The organism is Streptomyces sp. rh34, from assembly GCF_002551245.1.
Classification (GTDB): Bacteria; Actinomycetota; Actinomycetes; order Streptomycetales; family Streptomycetaceae; genus Streptomyces.
Genome location: NZ_NTGZ01000174.1, coordinates 1 through 15,674 on the forward strand (window position 1 = coordinate 1; position 15,674 = coordinate 15,674).

Annotated in this window: 13 protein-coding genes and 1 pseudogene; 12 read left to right on the forward strand and 2 right to left on the reverse strand. The window is 72.4% G+C overall.

From position 1 onward, the window contains the following. The 12 genes from CR470_RS26310 to CR470_RS26365 all read left to right on the forward strand — a co-directional run. On the forward strand, positions 1-1,000 hold a 1,000-nt coding region (locus tag CR470_RS26310), incomplete at its 5' end, for a PucR family transcriptional regulator (RefSeq protein WP_179892378.1). A 54-nt stretch (positions 1,001-1,054) separates the two neighbouring features. After that, complete coding sequence (locus CR470_RS26315) at positions 1,055-1,651, forward strand: TetR/AcrR family transcriptional regulator (protein WP_097870014.1); 597 nt, start codon at positions 1,055-1,057, stop codon at positions 1,649-1,651. A 103-nt stretch (positions 1,652-1,754) separates the two neighbouring features. Further along, a complete protein-coding gene (locus CR470_RS26320; RefSeq protein ID WP_097870015.1) occupies positions 1,755-2,990 on the forward strand; it encodes an MFS transporter in 1,236 nt (411 codons plus the stop codon). A 122-nt stretch (positions 2,991-3,112) separates the two neighbouring features. Next, on the forward strand, positions 3,113-4,558 hold the full coding sequence (locus CR470_RS26325) for an aldehyde dehydrogenase family protein (RefSeq protein ID WP_097870016.1): 1,446 nt from the start codon (positions 3,113-3,115) through the stop codon (positions 4,556-4,558). 243 nt (positions 4,559-4,801) lie between these two features. Beyond that, entirely contained in the window at positions 4,802-6,757 is a 1,956-nt protein-coding gene (locus tag CR470_RS26330; protein ID WP_097870017.1) for an acyl-CoA dehydrogenase family protein, read from the forward strand. Continuing rightward, positions 6,681-7,034, forward strand: a complete 354-nt coding sequence (locus CR470_RS41365; RefSeq protein ID WP_373561444.1) for a hypothetical protein — start codon at positions 6,681-6,683, stop codon at positions 7,032-7,034. The genes CR470_RS26330 and CR470_RS41365 overlap by 77 nt, the downstream gene beginning before the upstream one ends. A 115-nt stretch (positions 7,035-7,149) precedes the next feature. Next, entirely contained in the window at positions 7,150-8,403 is a 1,254-nt protein-coding gene (gene dxr, locus CR470_RS26340; RefSeq protein WP_097870024.1) for a 1-deoxy-D-xylulose-5-phosphate reductoisomerase, read from the forward strand. Next, entirely contained in the window at positions 8,400-9,710 is a 1,311-nt protein-coding gene (locus tag CR470_RS26345; RefSeq protein WP_097870018.1) for a M50 family metallopeptidase, read from the forward strand. Before dxr ends, CR470_RS26345 begins: the two co-directional genes overlap by 4 nt. 172 nt (positions 9,711-9,882) lie before the next feature. Then, entirely contained in the window at positions 9,883-11,037 is a 1,155-nt protein-coding gene (gene ispG, locus CR470_RS26350) for a flavodoxin-dependent (E)-4-hydroxy-3-methylbut-2-enyl-diphosphate synthase (RefSeq protein ID WP_097870019.1), read from the forward strand. Between the two features lie 187 nt (positions 11,038-11,224). Further along, complete coding sequence (locus tag CR470_RS26355) at positions 11,225-12,070, forward strand: GNAT family N-acetyltransferase (protein ID WP_097870020.1); 846 nt, start codon at positions 11,225-11,227, stop codon at positions 12,068-12,070. Positions 12,071-12,162: 92 nt separating this feature from the next. Then, entirely contained in the window at positions 12,163-12,744 is a 582-nt protein-coding gene (locus tag CR470_RS26360; RefSeq protein ID WP_097870021.1) for a GNAT family N-acetyltransferase, read from the forward strand. A gap of 69 nt (positions 12,745-12,813) precedes the next feature. Further along, complete coding sequence (locus CR470_RS26365) at positions 12,814-14,517, forward strand: proline--tRNA ligase (RefSeq protein ID WP_097870022.1); 1,704 nt, start codon at positions 12,814-12,816, stop codon at positions 14,515-14,517. Positions 14,518-14,587: 70 nt separating this feature from the next. Here the strand turns inward: CR470_RS26365 and CR470_RS26370 are convergent, their stop codons facing one another. Beyond that, the gene (locus tag CR470_RS26370) at positions 14,588-15,502 is read right to left on the reverse strand and encodes an aminoglycoside phosphotransferase family protein (RefSeq protein ID WP_097870023.1); all 915 of its coding nucleotides are present in this window, start codon (positions 15,500-15,502) and stop codon (positions 14,588-14,590) included. A 32-nt stretch (positions 15,503-15,534) separates the two neighbouring features. Continuing rightward, a pseudogene (locus tag CR470_RS40765) lies at positions 15,535-15,674 on the reverse strand (DUF4439 domain-containing protein); the annotation flags it as partial.

Below are 15,674 nucleotides of genomic sequence, written 5' to 3' on the forward strand. Positions count from 1 at the left end.
CCTCACCCCCGACGTCGAGCGCCTCCGGGACCGTCCCGCCCCCGCCAGCGTCGTCGTCGGCGACAGCGAGGACCGGGTGGAGCTCCAGTCGCTGGGCACCGGCCGCCGGGCCCGCGGCGCGCTGGCCGTCGGCACCGGTGCCGCGCTGGGCACCGCCGAGCGTTACGCCGTGCACTCCGCCGTCGCCCTGCTCACCCTGACCACCGCCCGCTCCCGAGCCCTCCAGGGCGCCGAGCAACGCCTGGGCGCCGCCGTCCTGCGCATGCTGCTCGCCGGACAGCCCGACCACGCGCGCGCGGTCGCCGGAGACCTCTACGGCGGGCTGCTCGACGCCCCGTTCCGGCTGCTCATCGCCGAGGCCTCCGCACCCGCGGGGCCCGAGCTGCTCACCGAGACGATGGAGGCCGCCGCCGCCCGTACCGGCGAGGCGCTGCTCCTGGTCCCCGAGGGGGAGCGGGTCGTCGTGCTCGCCGCGGACGGCGGTTCCGCCGTCGCCGCCTGCGCCGCCTACGCCGAGGCCCAGGACGACCGCGCCCCGCGCGAGGGCGGTGCCGAGGACAGCGACGTCGTGGTCGGCCTCTCCGCCCCCTCCGGCCCGATCGCCGTCTCCGCCGCGTACAAGCAGGCCGAACAGGCCCTCTCCGTCGCCCGCCGCCGCGGCAGGGCCCTGGTGGAGCACGAGGAGCTGGCCGCCGGCTCGGTGCTGCCGCTGCTCGCCGACGACGCGGTACGGGCCTTCGCCGACGGCATGCTCCGCGCGCTGTACGAGCACGACGCCAAGGGCCGGGGTGACCTCGTGGCCTCCCTGCGCGCCTGGCTCTCCCGCCACGGCCAGTGGGACGCCGCCGCCGCCGACCTGGGCGTGCACCGGCACACGCTGCGCTACCGGATGCGCCGGGTGGAGGAGATCCTGGGCCGCTCGCTGGACGACCCGGACGTCCGCATGGAGCTGTGGCTCGCCCTCAAGGCGACCGAGGCGGCGACGCCCGCCGAGGGGTGAGCGCCGGACACGGCCCGTATTGCATCGAGCAGTACAAAACCCTAGAGTGCTGGCATGGCCCGACCGAGACAGTTCGACGAGGAGCGGGCCCTGGACGCCGCGATGCGCACCTTCTGGGAGTACGGCTACGAGGCCACCTCCACCCAGGACCTGTGCGACGTCACCGGGCTGGGGCGCAGCAGCATCTACAACACCTTCCAGAGCAAGCGCGAGCTGTTCGCACGCTCGCTGGCGCGCTACCTGGACGCCATGGCCGACGCTCAGGACGCCGTACTCGAGGACGAGTCCCTCGCGCCCGGCGAGCGGGTGCGCGCCCTGCTCGACAAGGTCGTGGCCGACGAGTTCGACCACCGCCCCGACGGTCGCAGCCTGGGCTGCCTGGGGGTCAACTCCACGGTCGAGCTGGCGTCCCGCGATCCGGAGGCCGCCCGGCTCCTGGAGCGGGACGCCGCCCGCAGGCTGCGGGGCCTGTCCGGCGTCATCGCCGCCGGACAGCGCGACGGCTCCATCGCCTCCGCGCGTGGCTCCGACGCCCTCGCCCGTTACGTCAACGCCGTCATCGGCGGCATGCGCGTCACGGCCCAGGGCGGAGCCGACCGCGCGGCCGTCCAGGCCGTCGCCGACACCGCGCTGGACGCCCTGATCCGCTGAACGCTCCCGCCTCGCCGCGCCCTCGGGTGCGGCTGCCTGCTCATGCTCAAGTTTTGAACCGTTCGATACAAAACCTCATCGCACCCACAAAGGGGGCCCCACCGTGCCTCGTGCCGTCCACGTACTGGCCTTCGGCATCTTCGCCATGGTCACCAGTGAATTCGTCGTCGCGGGACTGATGCCGCAGATGGCCGAGGGGCTGGGCGTCACCGTCCCGCAGATCGGCTACCTGATCACCGTCTTCGCCCTGTCGATGGCGCTCGGCGGACCACTGCTCTCCGTCGCCCTGCTGCGTCTTCCGCCCAAGACCGCGCTCATGGTCCTCTTCCCGGTCTTCCTGGCCGGCAACGTGCTGGCCGCCACCGCATCCGGCTACCCGGCCATGGTGGTCGCACGGGTCATCACCGGGGTCGCCTCGCAGGCCTTCTTCGGCGTCGCGATCTCGCTCGGCTCCCAGCTCACCCGCCCCGAGACACGCGGCCGGGCCGTGGCGGTCATCCTCAACGGGCTGATGCTCGGCACCCTGCTCGGGCTGCCGCTGGCCACCCTGACCGGCGAACGGTACGGCTGGCGCGCCGCGTTCTGGGTCATCTCCGCACTGACGGCCGCCGCCGCCCTGTGCACGCTGATCGGCGTGGAACGGGCGGATCGGCCGGAGGGCAGCGGCACGTTCCGCACCGAACTGACGGTCTTCCGCGCCCCTCGGCTCTGGCTCACGCTCCTCACCAGCACCATGGTCATCGGGGCCACCTTCTCCGCCTTCAGCTACCTCAACCCGATCCTCACCGAGGTCACCGGGTTCTCCTCGGGCACGGTCCCGCTGCTGCTCCTGGCCTACGGCGCCGCCACGGTGATCGGCAACACCGTCGTCGGCCGCCTCGCCGACCGGTACGCCCTCCCGGTCCTGCTCGGCGGCCTGTCCCTGAACGTGGTGTTCCTGGCCGGGTTCGCCCTGCTGGCCGGATTCGGGATCTGGGCGGTGCTCTGCATGCTGGGCATCGGCCTCGTCGGGGTCACCATGAACCCGGCCCTGGTCACGCGGGTGCAGCGCAGGGGCAACGCCCGGCCGCTCGTCAACACCGTGCACAGCTCCTTCATCACCTTCGGCGTGGTCCTCGGCTCGGCACTGGGCGGCGTGGGCGTCGACCGGTTCGGCCTGCGGGCTCCCCTCTGGCTGGGCGCGGGACTCGCGGTGGCCGGCCTGCTCACCCTCGTACCGGATCTCGTCCGGCGTACGGGGAGCCCCGGGGCGGCCGTGCCGGAGCGATCCGGTGGCGCCGCCTCCGCCAATTCGGAGCACCCGCCGCCCGCTCCGCTCCACGCCGGACAAACGCCCTGAGCGCCTCCCCGCCCTACCGTGGGACCGGGGAGGGGAGCCTTCCGGGCGCCACGACCTTCACCACGACCCCCGTCACGACCTCGCCATGACTTCCTCACGACCTCCGAAGGGCCGGAACCTCCATGACTTCGCCCCACGCCTTCTGGGTGGCCGGCCGCCAGGCCACCGGTGCCGACAGCTTCGACGTCACCAACCCGTACGACGGACGCCTCGTCGGCACCGTCAGCGTGCCGACCGACGCCCAGGTCGAGGAGGCCGTCGCCGCCGCCCACGCGGTGCGCGACGAGTTCGCGGCCACCCCGGCACACGTACGGGCCGCCGCGCTCGACCACGTCGTACGGCGGCTGACGGAGCGCACCGAGGAAATCGCCCAGCTGATCTCGGCGGAGAACGGCAAGCCGATCAAGTGGGCGCGCGGCGAGGTCGGCCGGGCCGTGTCCGTGTTCCGGTTCGCCGCCGAGGAGGCCCGCCGCTTCAACGGCGGCGAGGCCCAGCGGCTCGACACCGACCTCGGCGGCACCGGCCGCCTCGGCCTGACCCGGCGCTTCCCGCGCGGCGCCGTCCTCGGCATCGCGCCCTTCAACTTCCCGCTGAACCTCAGCGCCCACAAGGTCGCCCCGGCCATCGCCGTCGGCGCTCCGATCATCCTCAAGCCGGCCCCGGCCACCCCGATCTCCTCGCTGATCCTGGGCGAGCTGCTGGCCGAGACCGACCTGCCGGCCGGCTCCTGGTCCGTCCTGACGGTCCCGAACGACAGGATGCCCGCCCTCGTCCAGGACGAGCGGCTGCCGGTCATCTCCTTCACCGGCTCGGGCCCGGTCGGCTACGCGATCATGGAGTCGGTGCCCCGCAAGCACTGCACCCTGGAGCTCGGCGGCAACGGCGCGGCGGTCGTCCTCGGCGACTACGCGTCGGAGGCGGACCTCGACTGGGCCGCCACCCGGATCGCCACCTTCTCCAACTACCAGGGCGGCCAGTCCTGCATCTCCGTGCAGCGCGTCATCGCCGACGCCGCCGTCTACGACCGGCTCGTCCCCAAGATCGTCGCCGCCGTCGAGGCACTGGTCACCGGTGACCCGGCCGACGCCGCCACCGATGTCGGCCCCCTCGTCAGCGAGGACGCCGCGAAGCGCGTCGAGTCCTGGGTCGACGAGGCCGTCCAGGGCGGCGCCGAGCTGCTCACCGGCGGCAAGCGCGACGGGGCCACCTACGCCCCGACCGTCCTCGCCGGCCTCCCCGACGACGTGAAGCTCTCCTGCGAAGAGGTCTTCGGCCCGGTCATGTCCCTCCAGAAGGTGGACGGCGAGGCCGAGGCGTTCGCCGCCGTCAACTCCTCCCCGTACGGCCTCCAGGCAGGCGTCTTCACCCACGACCTCCAGACCGCCTTCCGCGCCCACCGCGCCCTGGAGGTCGGCGGCGTGATCATCGGCGACGTCCCCTCGTACCGCGCCGACCAGATGCCGTACGGCGGCGCCAAGCAGTCCGGCGTCGGCCGCGAGGGCGTGCGCTACGCCATGGACGACTACACCTACGAGCGCGTCCTGGTCCTCACCGGCCTCGCCCTGTAACACCCCGGACGACCCCGCCCGCGCCCCCGCCTGGACAGCGGGTGCGGGCGGGGGCGCGGCGGGCGGCCCGAACCCACTGTGCGGGGGTTCGGGCCGCCCGTGTCTTCGCGCGCGGGCACCGGTGCGGGTGCCGAACCACGGGTACGCGGGTTACATACGGACCAGTAAGCAGCGACTAGCAGTCCGTGCGTCCAGGTCCGGGTGCCCATCCGTCCGGTGGCGCGCGGCGAGGTGAGGTCCCTCATGTCCGCACCACACAACACCCCTCGGGCCCCCGGGGCGCCCAAGGTCACCGAACGCGAGGCGCGACGGGTCGCCGAGGCCGCCCGGGAGCAGGACTGGCGCAAGCCCAGCTTCGCCAAGGAACTGTTCCTGGGGCGCCTCCGCCTGGATCTGATCCATCCGCACCCCTTGCCGCCGCCCGACGACATCCGGCGCGGCGAGGAGTTCCTGGCGCGGCTGCGCACGTTCTGCGAGACGCGCGTCGACAGCGCGCGGATCGAGCGGGAGGCGAAGATCCCCGACGAGGTGATCGCCGGTCTCAAGGAGCTCGGCGCCCTCGGGATGAAGATCGAGACCAAGTACGGCGGGCTCGGCCTCACCCAGGTGTACTACAACAAGGCGCTCGCCCTGGCCGGCTCGGCCAGCCCCGCGATCGGCGCCCTGCTCTCCGCGCATCAGTCGATCGGCGTACCGCAGCCCCTGAAGATCTTCGGTACCCAGGAGCAGAAGAACGTCTTCCTGCCCCGGCTGGCCACCACCGACATCTCCGCGTTCCTGCTGACCGAGCCGGACGTCGGCTCGGACCCGGCCCGCCTCGCCACCTCCGCGGTGCCCGACGGGCCGGACTACGTCCTCGACGGGGTGAAGCTCTGGACCACCAACGGCGTCGTCGCCGACCTCCTGGTCGTCATGGCCCGGGTCCCCGTCTCCGAGGGCCACCCCGGCGGCATCACCGCCTTCGTCGTCGAGGCCGACGCCCCCGGCGTCACCGTGGAGCACCGCAACGCGTTCATGGGCCTGCGCGGCATCGAGAACGGCGTCACCCGCTTCCACCGGGTCCGGGTGTCCGGCGCCTGCCGGATCGGGCCCGAGGGGGCCGGTCTGAAGATCGCCCTGACCACCCTCAACACCGGCCGCCTCTCGCTGCCCGCGATGTGCGTGGGCGTGGGCAAGTGGTCCCTGAAGATCGCCCGCGAATGGTCCGGCGTCCGGGAACAGTGGGGCAGGCCCGTCGCCCGGCACGAGGCGGTCGGCGCGAAGGTCTCGTTCATCGCGGCCACCACCTTCGCCCTGGAGGCCATCGTCGACCTCTCCTCGCAGATGGCCGACGAGGACCGCAACGACATCCGCATCGAGGCCGCCCTCGCCAAGCTCTACGGCTCCGAGATGGGCTGGCTGATCGCCGACGAACTGGTCCAGATCCGCGGTGGCCGAGGCTTCGAGACCGCCGCGTCGCTGGCCGCCCGCGGCGAACGGGCCGTGCCCGCCGAGCAGATGCTCCGGGACATGCGGATCAACCGGATCTTCGAGGGCTCCACCGAGATCATGCACCTGCTGATCGCCCGCGAGGCCGTCGACGCCCACCTCAAGGTCGCGGGGGACATCATCGACCCCGACAAGCCGTTCTCCGCCAAGGCCAGGGCGGGTGCGAACGCCGCCGGCTTCTACGCCCGCTGGCTGCCCCAACTGGTCACGGGAGCCGGGCAACTCCCGGGTACGTACGCCGAGTTCCACCCCTCCGGCCACCGCGATCTCTCCGGGCACCTCCGGTACGTCGAGCGGTCGTCGCGCAAGCTCGCCCGGTCCACGTTCTACGCCATGTCCCGCTGGCAGGGGCGGATGGAGACGAAGCAGGGCTTCCTCGGCCGGATCGTCGACATCGGGGCGGAACTCTTCGCGATGAGCGCCGCCTGCGTCCGCGCCGAGCACCTGCGCGGGACGGGAGAGCACGGCCGCGAGGCCTACCAGCTCGCGGACGCCTTCTGCCGGCAGGCCCGCATCCGGGTCGAGGAGCTGTTCGCCCGTCTGTGGTCCAACACCGACGACCTCGACCGGCGCGTCGTCGACGGCGTCCTGTCGGGGACGTACGCCTGGCTGGAGGAGGGCGTCGTCGACCCCAGTGGCGAGGGGCCCTGGATCGCGGACGCCACCCCGGGGCCCTCCGTCCGGGAGAACCAGCACCGCCCGGTGCGCTGAGCCGCGCCGGGCGGGCGGGGCGCGTCCACGCACCCGAGGCACCCCACCCGGCCCGCCCGCCGCCCAGGGCGACCCGCGCTTCGTCGACGTCCCGCGCGCCATGGGCGCCGAGGTGGAGGCGGGCGCCGACGCCACCACCGTCCGCTCCACCGGCCGGCTGCGCGGACTCGCCGTCAACATGCGCGACATCTCCGACACCATGCCGACCCTCGCCGCCATCGCCCCTACGCGACGGGGACCTCGCGGCCCGCTGACGTACCAGCTCGTGGCCCGGTGACGTACCACCGCGCGGCGCGGTGACGCGACCTCGAAGAGCGCCGGGGGAAGCCGCCAACGCGCCCCACCGGGACGCGCTGTCCCCGCACACAGCCGGAGCGGCAACAATGGGGGGCATGAGCGACAGCCCCGCCCCCCTCGCCGATCCGCATCTCGTCTTCGACGCCGCGGACGGCCGCCGGGATCTCGTGATCCTCGGCTCCACCGGGTCCATCGGCACCCAGGCCATCGACCTGGTCCTGCGCAACCCCGACCGTTTCCGGGTCACGGCGCTCTCGGCCGCCGGCGGCCGGGTCGCCCTGCTGGCCGAGCAGGCCCGCCGGCTGCGGGTCGACACGGTCGCGGTCGCCGCCGAGGACGCGGTCCCCGCCCTGCGCGCGGCGCTGCGGGAGAGTTACGGGCCCGGCGAGCCGCTCCCCGAGATCCTGGCCGGACCCGACGCGGCCACCACCCTCGCCGCGAGCGCCTGCCACACCGTGCTCAACGGCATCACCGGTTCCATCGGACTCGCCCCGACCCTGGCCGCGCTGAAGGCGGGCCGCACGCTCGCCCTCGCCAACAAGGAGTCGCTGATCGTCGGCGGCCCGCTGGTGAAGGCGCTCGCCGCCCCCGGCCAGATCATCCCGGTCGACTCCGAGCACGCCGCGCTCTTCCAGGCGCTGGCCGCGGGCACCCGCGCCGACGTCCGCAGGCTCGTCGTCACCGCCTCCGGCGGACCCTTCCGGGGCCGTACGCGCGACGAACTGGCCGACGTCACCCGGGAGCAGGCGCTCGCCCACCCGACCTGGGCGATGGGACCGGTCATCACCATCAACTCCGCGACCCTGGTCAACAAGGGCCTGGAGGTCATCGAGGCGCACCTCCTCTACGACATCCCGTTCGACCGGATCGAGGTCGTGGTCCACCCGCAGTCCTACGTGCACTCCATGGTCGAGTTCAGCGACGGCTCCACGCTCGCCCAGGCCACCCCGCCGGACATGGGCGGCCCCATCGCGATCGGGCTCGGCTGGCCCCAGCGCGTCCCGGACGCCGCCCCCGCCTTCGACTGGACGAAGGCCTCCAGCTGGGAGTTCTTCCCGCTGGACACCGAGGCCTTCCCGTCGGTCGGCCTCGCCCGCCACGTGGGCGCGCTCGGAGGCACCGCGCCGGCCGTCTTCAACGCGGCGAACGAGGAGTGCGTGGACGCTTTCCTCGCCGGACAGCTGCCCTTCAACGGAATCATGGATACGGTCACCGCTGTGGTGTCCGAACACGGCACCCCCGCCCCGGGAACCTCGCTCAGCGTCGCGGACGTCCTCGAAGCGGAAACGTGGGCCCGCGCACGGGCCCGGGAACTCTCGGCGAAAGCGACAGCGGAGGCGCGCGCATGAGTCTGACCTCGGTCCTGCTGACGGTCGTGGGGATCGCCGTCTTCGTCGTGGGCCTGCTCTTCTCCATCGCCTGGCACGAGCTGGGCCACCTCTCCACGGCCAAGATGTTCGGCATCCGGGTCCCGCAGTACATGGTCGGCTTCGGCCCGACGATCTGGTCGAAGAAGAAGGGCGACACGGAGTACGGCATCAAGGCCATCCCGGCCGGCGGCTACATCCGCATGATCGGGATGTTCCCGCCAGGACCCGACGGCCGCCTCGAAGCCCGTTCCACCTCACCGTGGCGGGGCATGATCGAGGACGCCCGCTCCGCCGCCTTCGAGGAGCTGGAACCGGGCGACGAGAAGCGGCTCTTCTACACGCGCAAGCCGTGGAAGCGCGTCATCGTGATGTTTGCCGGCCCCTTCATGAACCTGATCCTCGCGGTCGCCATCTTCATGGGCGTCGCGATGACCTTCGGCTTCCAGACGCAGACCACGGAGGTCGCCGGCGTCCAGCAGTGCGTCATCTCGCAGAGCGACAAGCGTGAGACCTGCAAGGACAGCGACCCGGTCTCACCCGCCAAGGCCGCCGGACTCCGGGAGGGCGACAAGATCATCGCCTTCGACGGGAAGAAGGTCGACGACTGGGCGACGCTCTCGGACCGCATCCGCGAGACCATCGGCCCCGCCACCCTCGTCGTCGAGCGCGACGGCAAGGAAGTGACCCTCGACGCCGTCCTGCGCGAGAACGCCGTCGCGAAGAAGGACGGCAACGGCCAGGTCGTCCCGGACCAGTTCGTCAAGGCGGGCTACCTGGGCTTTGCCGCGCAGACCGAGATCGTGCCGCTCTCCTTCGTCGACTCCACCGTCCGCATGGGCGACATGATCGAGAACGGCGTCGACTCGATCATCGCCCTGCCGTCCAAGATCCCGGCCCTCTGGGACGCCGCCTTCAGCGACGGCCAACGGGCCGACGACTCGCCGGTCGGCGTCGTGGGCGCGGCCCGGATCGGCGGCGAGGTGATGAACCTCGACATCCCGGCGCAGAACCAGGTCGCGATGATGCTGTTCCTGCTCGCGGGCTTCAACCTCTCGCTGTTCCTGTTCAACATGCTGCCGCTGCTCCCGCTGGACGGCGGGCACATCGCGGGCGCGCTCTGGGAGTCCCTCCGGCGCAATGTGGCCAAGGTCTTCCGGCGCCCCGACCCGGGCCCCTTCGACGTGGCCCGGCTGATGCCGGTCGCCTACGTGGTCGCCGGACTCTTCATCTGCTTCACGCTGCTGGTCCTGGTGGCCGACATCGTGAACCCCGTCAAGATCTCCTGATCGCCCCTCCCGCCGCACAGGTGTCGGCCGGGCACACCCTCCGTGTCCGGCCGCCCACCAATGGGTGGACTTGTCGACACGGTGCTTCCGTCCAGCCTCCCGTGCCGTAACCTCGAAGGCTGGAGCCCGCCGATCTCGGGACCTTGATCCACACCTTGGGGATGCACAGCGCATGACTGCGATTTCTCTCGGAATGCCGGCCGTTCCGACCAAGCTCGCCGACCGAAGGGTCAGCCGACAGATCCAGGTCGGCTCGGTCGCGGTCGGCGGCGACGCGCCCGTCTCCGTGCAGTCGATGACGACGACCCGCACGTCCGACATCGGCGCCACGCTCCAGCAGATCGCCGAGCTGACGGCGTCCGGCTGCCAGATCGTCCGGGTCGCGTGCCCGACGCAGGACGACGCCGACGCGCTCGCCACGATCGCCCGGAAATCACAGATCCCGGTGATCGCCGACATCCACTTCCAGCCGAAGTACGTCTTCGCCGCGATCGACGCCGGCTGCGCCGCGGTCCGGGTGAACCCGGGCAACATCAAGCAGTTCGACGACAAGGTCAAGGAGATCGCGAAGGCGGCCGCCGAGACCCGCACCCCGATCCGGATCGGCGTCAACGCCGGCTCCCTGGACGCGCGGCTCCTGAAGAAGTACGGCAAGGCCACCCCCGAGGCCCTCGTCGAGTCCGCCCTGTGGGAGGCGTCCCTCTTCGAGGAGCACGGCTTCGGCGACATCAAGATCTCGGTCAAGCACAACGACCCGGTCGTGATGGTCAACGCCTACCGCCAGCTCGCCGCCCAGAGCGACTACCCGCTGCACCTCGGCGTCACCGAGGCCGGACCGGCGTTCCAGGGCACCATCAAGTCGGCCGTCGCGTTCGGCGCGCTCCTCTCCGAGGGCATCGGCGACACCATCCGCGTCTCCCTCTCGGCCCCGCCGGCCGAGGAGGTCAAGGTCGGCCTGCAGATCCTGGAGGCGCTCAACCTCAAGCAGCGCCGCCTGGAGATCGTCTCCTGCCCGTCCTGCGGCCGCGCCCAGGTCGACGTCTACAAGCTCGCCGACCAGGTCAGCGCCGGCCTGGAGGGCATGGAGGTCCCGCTCCGCGTCGCGGTCATGGGCTGCGTCGTCAACGGCCCCGGCGAGGCCCGCGAGGCCGACCTCGGCGTCGCCTCCGGCAACGGCAAGGGCCAGATTTTCGTGAAGGGCGAGGTCATCAAGACCGTCCCCGAGTCGAAGATCGTCGAGACCCTCATCGAAGAGGCCATGAAGATCGCCGAACAGATGGAGAAGGACGGCATCACGTCCGGCGAGCCCGAGGTCTCCATCAGCTGACCCGCGCCCTCCCCGCTCACCGCCGCCCCACCGGGCCCCGCGCCCGGTGGGGCGGCGGCGTGTCCGGGCACCGGCTCCCGCCCGCACCACCGCCCTGCCCGGAGGCCGTCTTCCGGACTCGAGCGGCGTTCGACAGGTTCGTCGGTTAAAGTGCGGAAATCAGCAGACCGCATGGTGAGGCCCCCTCGTGTTGACGCAGACCACCACCCGGGTCCTCGAACCCAGCGACCTCCAAGCAGCGCTCGCCATCCTGGAGAGCCAGCCGGTGGCCAACGCCTTCGTGACGTCCCGCGTGCAGGTCGCCGGGCTCGACCCCTGGCGCCTCGGCGGCGAGATGTGGGGCTGGTACGCCGACGGCATGCTCCGTTCCCTGTGCTACTCCGGCGCCAACCTCGTCCCCATCTGCGCCGGACCCGAGGCCGTCCGCGCCTTCGCCGACCGGGCCCGCAGGGCCGGCCGCCGCTGCTCCTCCATCGTCGGCCCCGCCGAACCCACCACCCAACTCTGGCGGCTCCTCGAACCCAGCTGGGGGCCCGCCCGCGAGGTCCGCGCCAACCAGCCCCTCATGGTCACCGAGAGCCTCTCCGCCGACGTCACGCCCGACCCGCTCGTCCGCCGCATCCGCAAGGACGAGACCGAGGTCCTGATGCCGGCCTGTGTGGCGATGTTCACCGAGGAGGTCGGCATCTCCCCGCTCGCCGGCGACGGCGGACTCCTCTACCAGGCCCGCGTCGCCGAACTCATCGGCACCGGCCGCTCCTTCGCCCGCATCGACGACGGCAAGGTCGTCTTCAAGGCGGAGATCGGCGCGGCCACCCCGCAGGCCTGCCAGATCCAGGGCGTCTGGGTCGCCCCCGAACACCGGGGCAAGGGCCTCTCCGAATCAGGCATGGCCGCCGTCCTGCGCTACGCCCTGGCCGACGTCGCCCCCGTCGTCAGCCTGTACGTGAACGACTACAACACCCCCGCCCGCAAGGCCTACCGCCGTGTCGGCTTCCGCGAGGTCGGCGCGTTCATGAGCGTGCTGTTCTGAACCGCCACGCGCGTCCTGTCCCGCACCGCCCCGCGCGCGTGCCCCCGGAACTCGCGGTTCTGACCGCCCTCCCCGGCCAGTAGGGTTCCCGCATGGCAGCAGCAGTCTCCGAAGAAGGTTCCGCGGCCCCCGACGCCGAGATCGGCCCCGTCGACCTGGCCGCCCGCGTCGACGAAGCCCTGCGCGTCCAGGCGGCGGCCTTCGGACTGAGCCAGGACGAGATCGACGTACGCCGTCACATCGTCCTCAGGCACCTGGAACACCCCCACGCCCGCGCCCTCGGCGCCATCGCCCCCGACGGACGGCTCGTCGGCTTCGTCTACGGGCTGCCCAACGACCGCACCCAGTGGTGGTCCACCGTCGTCGAGCCCTATCTGCGGGCCACCGGCTCCGACGGCTGGCTCGACGACTCCTTCGTCATCACCGAACTCCACGTCCACCCGGACCACCAGCAGCGCGGCATCGGCCGCACCCTGATCACCGACATCACCGACGCCGCCGGTCTTCCCCGGTCGATCCTCTCGGCGATCGACAAGGACAGCCCGGCCCGCACGCTGTACCGCTCGCTGGGCTACCGCGATCTGGCCCGCCAGGTCGTCTTCCCGAGCGCCCCGCAGCCGTACGCGGTCATGGGCGCGAGCCTGCCGCTGCTGCGCGCGAGGCCCGGGGCCTGAATCGATTTCCGCCAGCCCGCACCGCCCGGTTAACCTCGGGCTCACCACCCTTGCGAGCAGGAGTTCACCATGGCCCAGGTCCAGCGCATGTCCCGATTGATGGTCAAGACACTGCGCGACGACCCGGCGGACGCGGAGACGCTCAGCCACAAGCTGCTGGTCCGCGCCGGGTACGTCCGCCGCAACGCGGCCGGCATCTGGTCCTGGCTGCCGCTCGGCAAGAAGGTCCTGGACAACATCTCGAACGTGGTCCGCGAGGAGATGGACGCCATCGGCGCCCAGGAGGTCCTGCTGCCCGCCCTGCTGCCGAGGGAGCCCTACGAGGCGTCCGGCCGCTGGGAGGAGTACGGCGACCTGCTCTTCCGCCTCAAGGACCGCAAGGGCGGCGACTACCTCCTCGGCCCGACCCACGAGGAGATCTTCACCCAGACCGTCAAGGACCAGTGCACGTCCTACAAGGACCTGCCGGTGATGCTCTACCAGATCCAGACGAAGTACCGCGACGAGGCCCGCCCCCGCTCCGGCGTGCTCCGCGGCCGCGAGTTCCAGATGAAGGACTCGTACAGCTTCGACACCACCGACGAGGGCCTCGCGCACTCCTACGCCCTGCACCGGGCCGCGTACATCAAGATCTTCGAGCGTCTCGGCCTGGACCACCGCGTCGTCTCCGCCGTCTCCGGCGCGATGGGCGGCTCCGCCTCCGAGGAGTTCCTCGCCCCCGCCGCCGCCGGCGAGGACACCTTCGCGGACTGCCCGAACTGCGACTACGCCGCCAACACCGAGGCCGTGACCTTCGCCCTCGCCCCGGTCGACGGCTCGGCGCACGGCGCGGTCGAGGAGCTGGACACCCCCGACACCCCGACCATCGAGACGCTCGCCGCGCACCTGGGCGTCCCCGCCTCCGCCACCCTGAAGAACCTGCTGGTCAAGGTGGACGGCGAGATCGTGGCCGTCGGCGTCCCCGGCCACCGCGAGGTCGACCTCGGCAAGCTCGGCGAGCACCTGGCCCCCGCCGTCGTCGAGCTGGTCACCGCCGAGGACTTCGTCGGCCGCGACGACCTCGTACGCGGCTACGTCGGCCCCCAGGGCCTGGAGAAGGTCCGCTACCTCGCCGACCCCCGCGTCGCCCCCGGCACCTCCTGGGTCACCGGCGCCAACCAGGAGGGCAAGCACGCGAGGAACGTCGTCGCGGGCCGCGACTTCGAGGTCGACCAGTACCTCGACGTCGTCGTGGTCGAGGAGGGCGACCCCTGCCCGAAGTGCGGCACCGGCCTGACCCTGGACCGCGCCATCGAGATCGGCCACATCTTCCAGCTCGGCCGCAAGTACGCCGACACCTTCCAGCTCGACGTGCTCGGCCAGCAGGGCAAGCCCGTCCGGGTCACGATGGGCTCGTACGGCATCGGCGTCTCCCGCGCCGTGGCCGCCCTCGCCGAGCAGTCCGCCGACGACAAGGGCCTGTGCTGGCCCCGCGAGGTCGCCCCGGCCGACGTCCACGTCGTCGCCGCGGGCAAGGCCCTCCAGACGGAGCTGGCCCTCGACGTCTCGGAGAAGCTCAACGCGGCGGGCCTGCGGGTCCTGGTCGACGACCGCCCCGGCGTCTCGCCCGGGGTGAAGTTCACCGACTCCGAGCTGATCGGCGTGCCCAAGATCCTGGTCGCCGGCCGCCGCTCCGCCGACGGCGTCCTGGAGCTGAAGGACCGCCGCACCGGCGAGCGCGAGGAGCTGACCGTCGACGAGGCGATCGCCCGCCTGACGGCCGACCTGGCCTGATCACGCACAACGCCGACGAGGAGGGCCCCCGCGCACAGCGCGGGGGCCCTCCTCGTCGGACGGCGAAACGCTACAGCCAGCCCGCGAACTCCAGATTGACCTCGCCCATCTGCCGCCGCCCCTCCGCCAGCGCGCGGGTGCCCGACTCCACGGCCCGGAACAGCGTCCAGCCGTGCAGCCGCGCCTGTTCCACCTCCAGCGACTCCGCCAGCCTCTTGACCCGTCGTCGGGCCGTCATCGGGCCGCCGGGGGAGGCGATCAGATCCTCCACCCGGTCCCGCACCAGCCGCGCCAGGTCATAGGCGCGCTCGCCCACCAGCGGTTCCGGCCCCACCGTCAGCCACGGCGCCCGCTCCCCGGCGAACACCTTGCTCTGCCGGAAGTTGCCGTGCAGCAGCAGGAGTTCGGGCGATCCCGCCACCAGCTCCGCCCGCGCCGCGAGCGCCGCGTCCACCAGCGGCGCCAGCTCCGGATCGGCCTCGGCGGCCGCCCGCATCCCGGCGCTCTGGCGATCGGTCCGCCCGGCCACGCTCTCGAAGGCGTGCCCGGCCGGCGGGTCCACCCACAGCCGCCGCAGCGTGCCCGCCGCCTCCAGCAGCGCCTTCGCCTCCGGCAGCGAGCGCAGCGACACCTCGTGGTGCAGCCGCTCCAGCAGCAGCGCGCCGGACGCGTCGAGCTCCGGCGCGTCCAGGGGCTTCACCGCGCCCCACCCGTTCCAGTGCTCCAGCGCCGCCCGCTCCAGCCCGGGTCCGGCGACCGGCGGGGCGATCTTCAACGCTGCCGGGGTCCCGTCGGACCGCCGCACCAGGACCACCAGGGAGCTGCGCCCGCCGGGGGCGGCCACCCGCTCCACGGTGAGGCCGTCCCCGGCGGTGAGCGCTTGTCCGGTCAGCGCGGGGAGCGCGTCCAGCCAGTCGGCCGCCGCGGCGTCCCCGTACATCTCACCGAGCGCGCGCACCAGGCGCTGCGGCGGTTCGAAACCCATACGTCGTGTGTTCCCTTTCCGGAATCTTCGTATCAGCGCGCGCCGTCCGCGCCGGCGGCCTCCACCGGGCCCGTCGCGGCCGGATCCGCACCGGCGGCCCGCTCGGCGAGCCCCGGAAAGGCTACGTTGCCGCCCCGCCAGCGGGCCGACCGCACCGCGGCCTCCCGCAGCG

Coding starts and splice junctions, on each gene's coding strand:
- CR470_RS26315 (WP_097870014.1), top strand. CDS start 1,055: ATGGCCCGACCGAGACAGTTCGACGAGGAGCGGGCCCTGGACGCCGCG.
- CR470_RS26325 (WP_097870016.1), top strand. CDS start 3,113: ATGACTTCGCCCCACGCCTTCTGGGTGGCCGGCCGCCAGGCCACCGGT.
- CR470_RS26330 (WP_097870017.1), top strand. CDS start 4,802: ATGTCCGCACCACACAACACCCCTCGGGCCCCCGGGGCGCCCAAGGTC.
- dxr (WP_097870024.1), top strand. CDS start 7,150: ATGAGCGACAGCCCCGCCCCCCTCGCCGATCCGCATCTCGTCTTCGAC.
- CR470_RS26345 (WP_097870018.1), top strand. CDS start 8,400: ATGAGTCTGACCTCGGTCCTGCTGACGGTCGTGGGGATCGCCGTCTTC.
- ispG (WP_097870019.1), top strand. CDS start 9,883: ATGACTGCGATTTCTCTCGGAATGCCGGCCGTTCCGACCAAGCTCGCC.
- CR470_RS26360 (WP_097870021.1), top strand. CDS start 12,163: ATGGCAGCAGCAGTCTCCGAAGAAGGTTCCGCGGCCCCCGACGCCGAG.
- CR470_RS26365 (WP_097870022.1), top strand. CDS start 12,814: ATGGCCCAGGTCCAGCGCATGTCCCGATTGATGGTCAAGACACTGCGC.
- CR470_RS26370 (WP_097870023.1), bottom strand. CDS start 15,502: ATGGGTTTCGAACCGCCGCAGCGCCTGGTGCGCGCGCTCGGTGAGATG.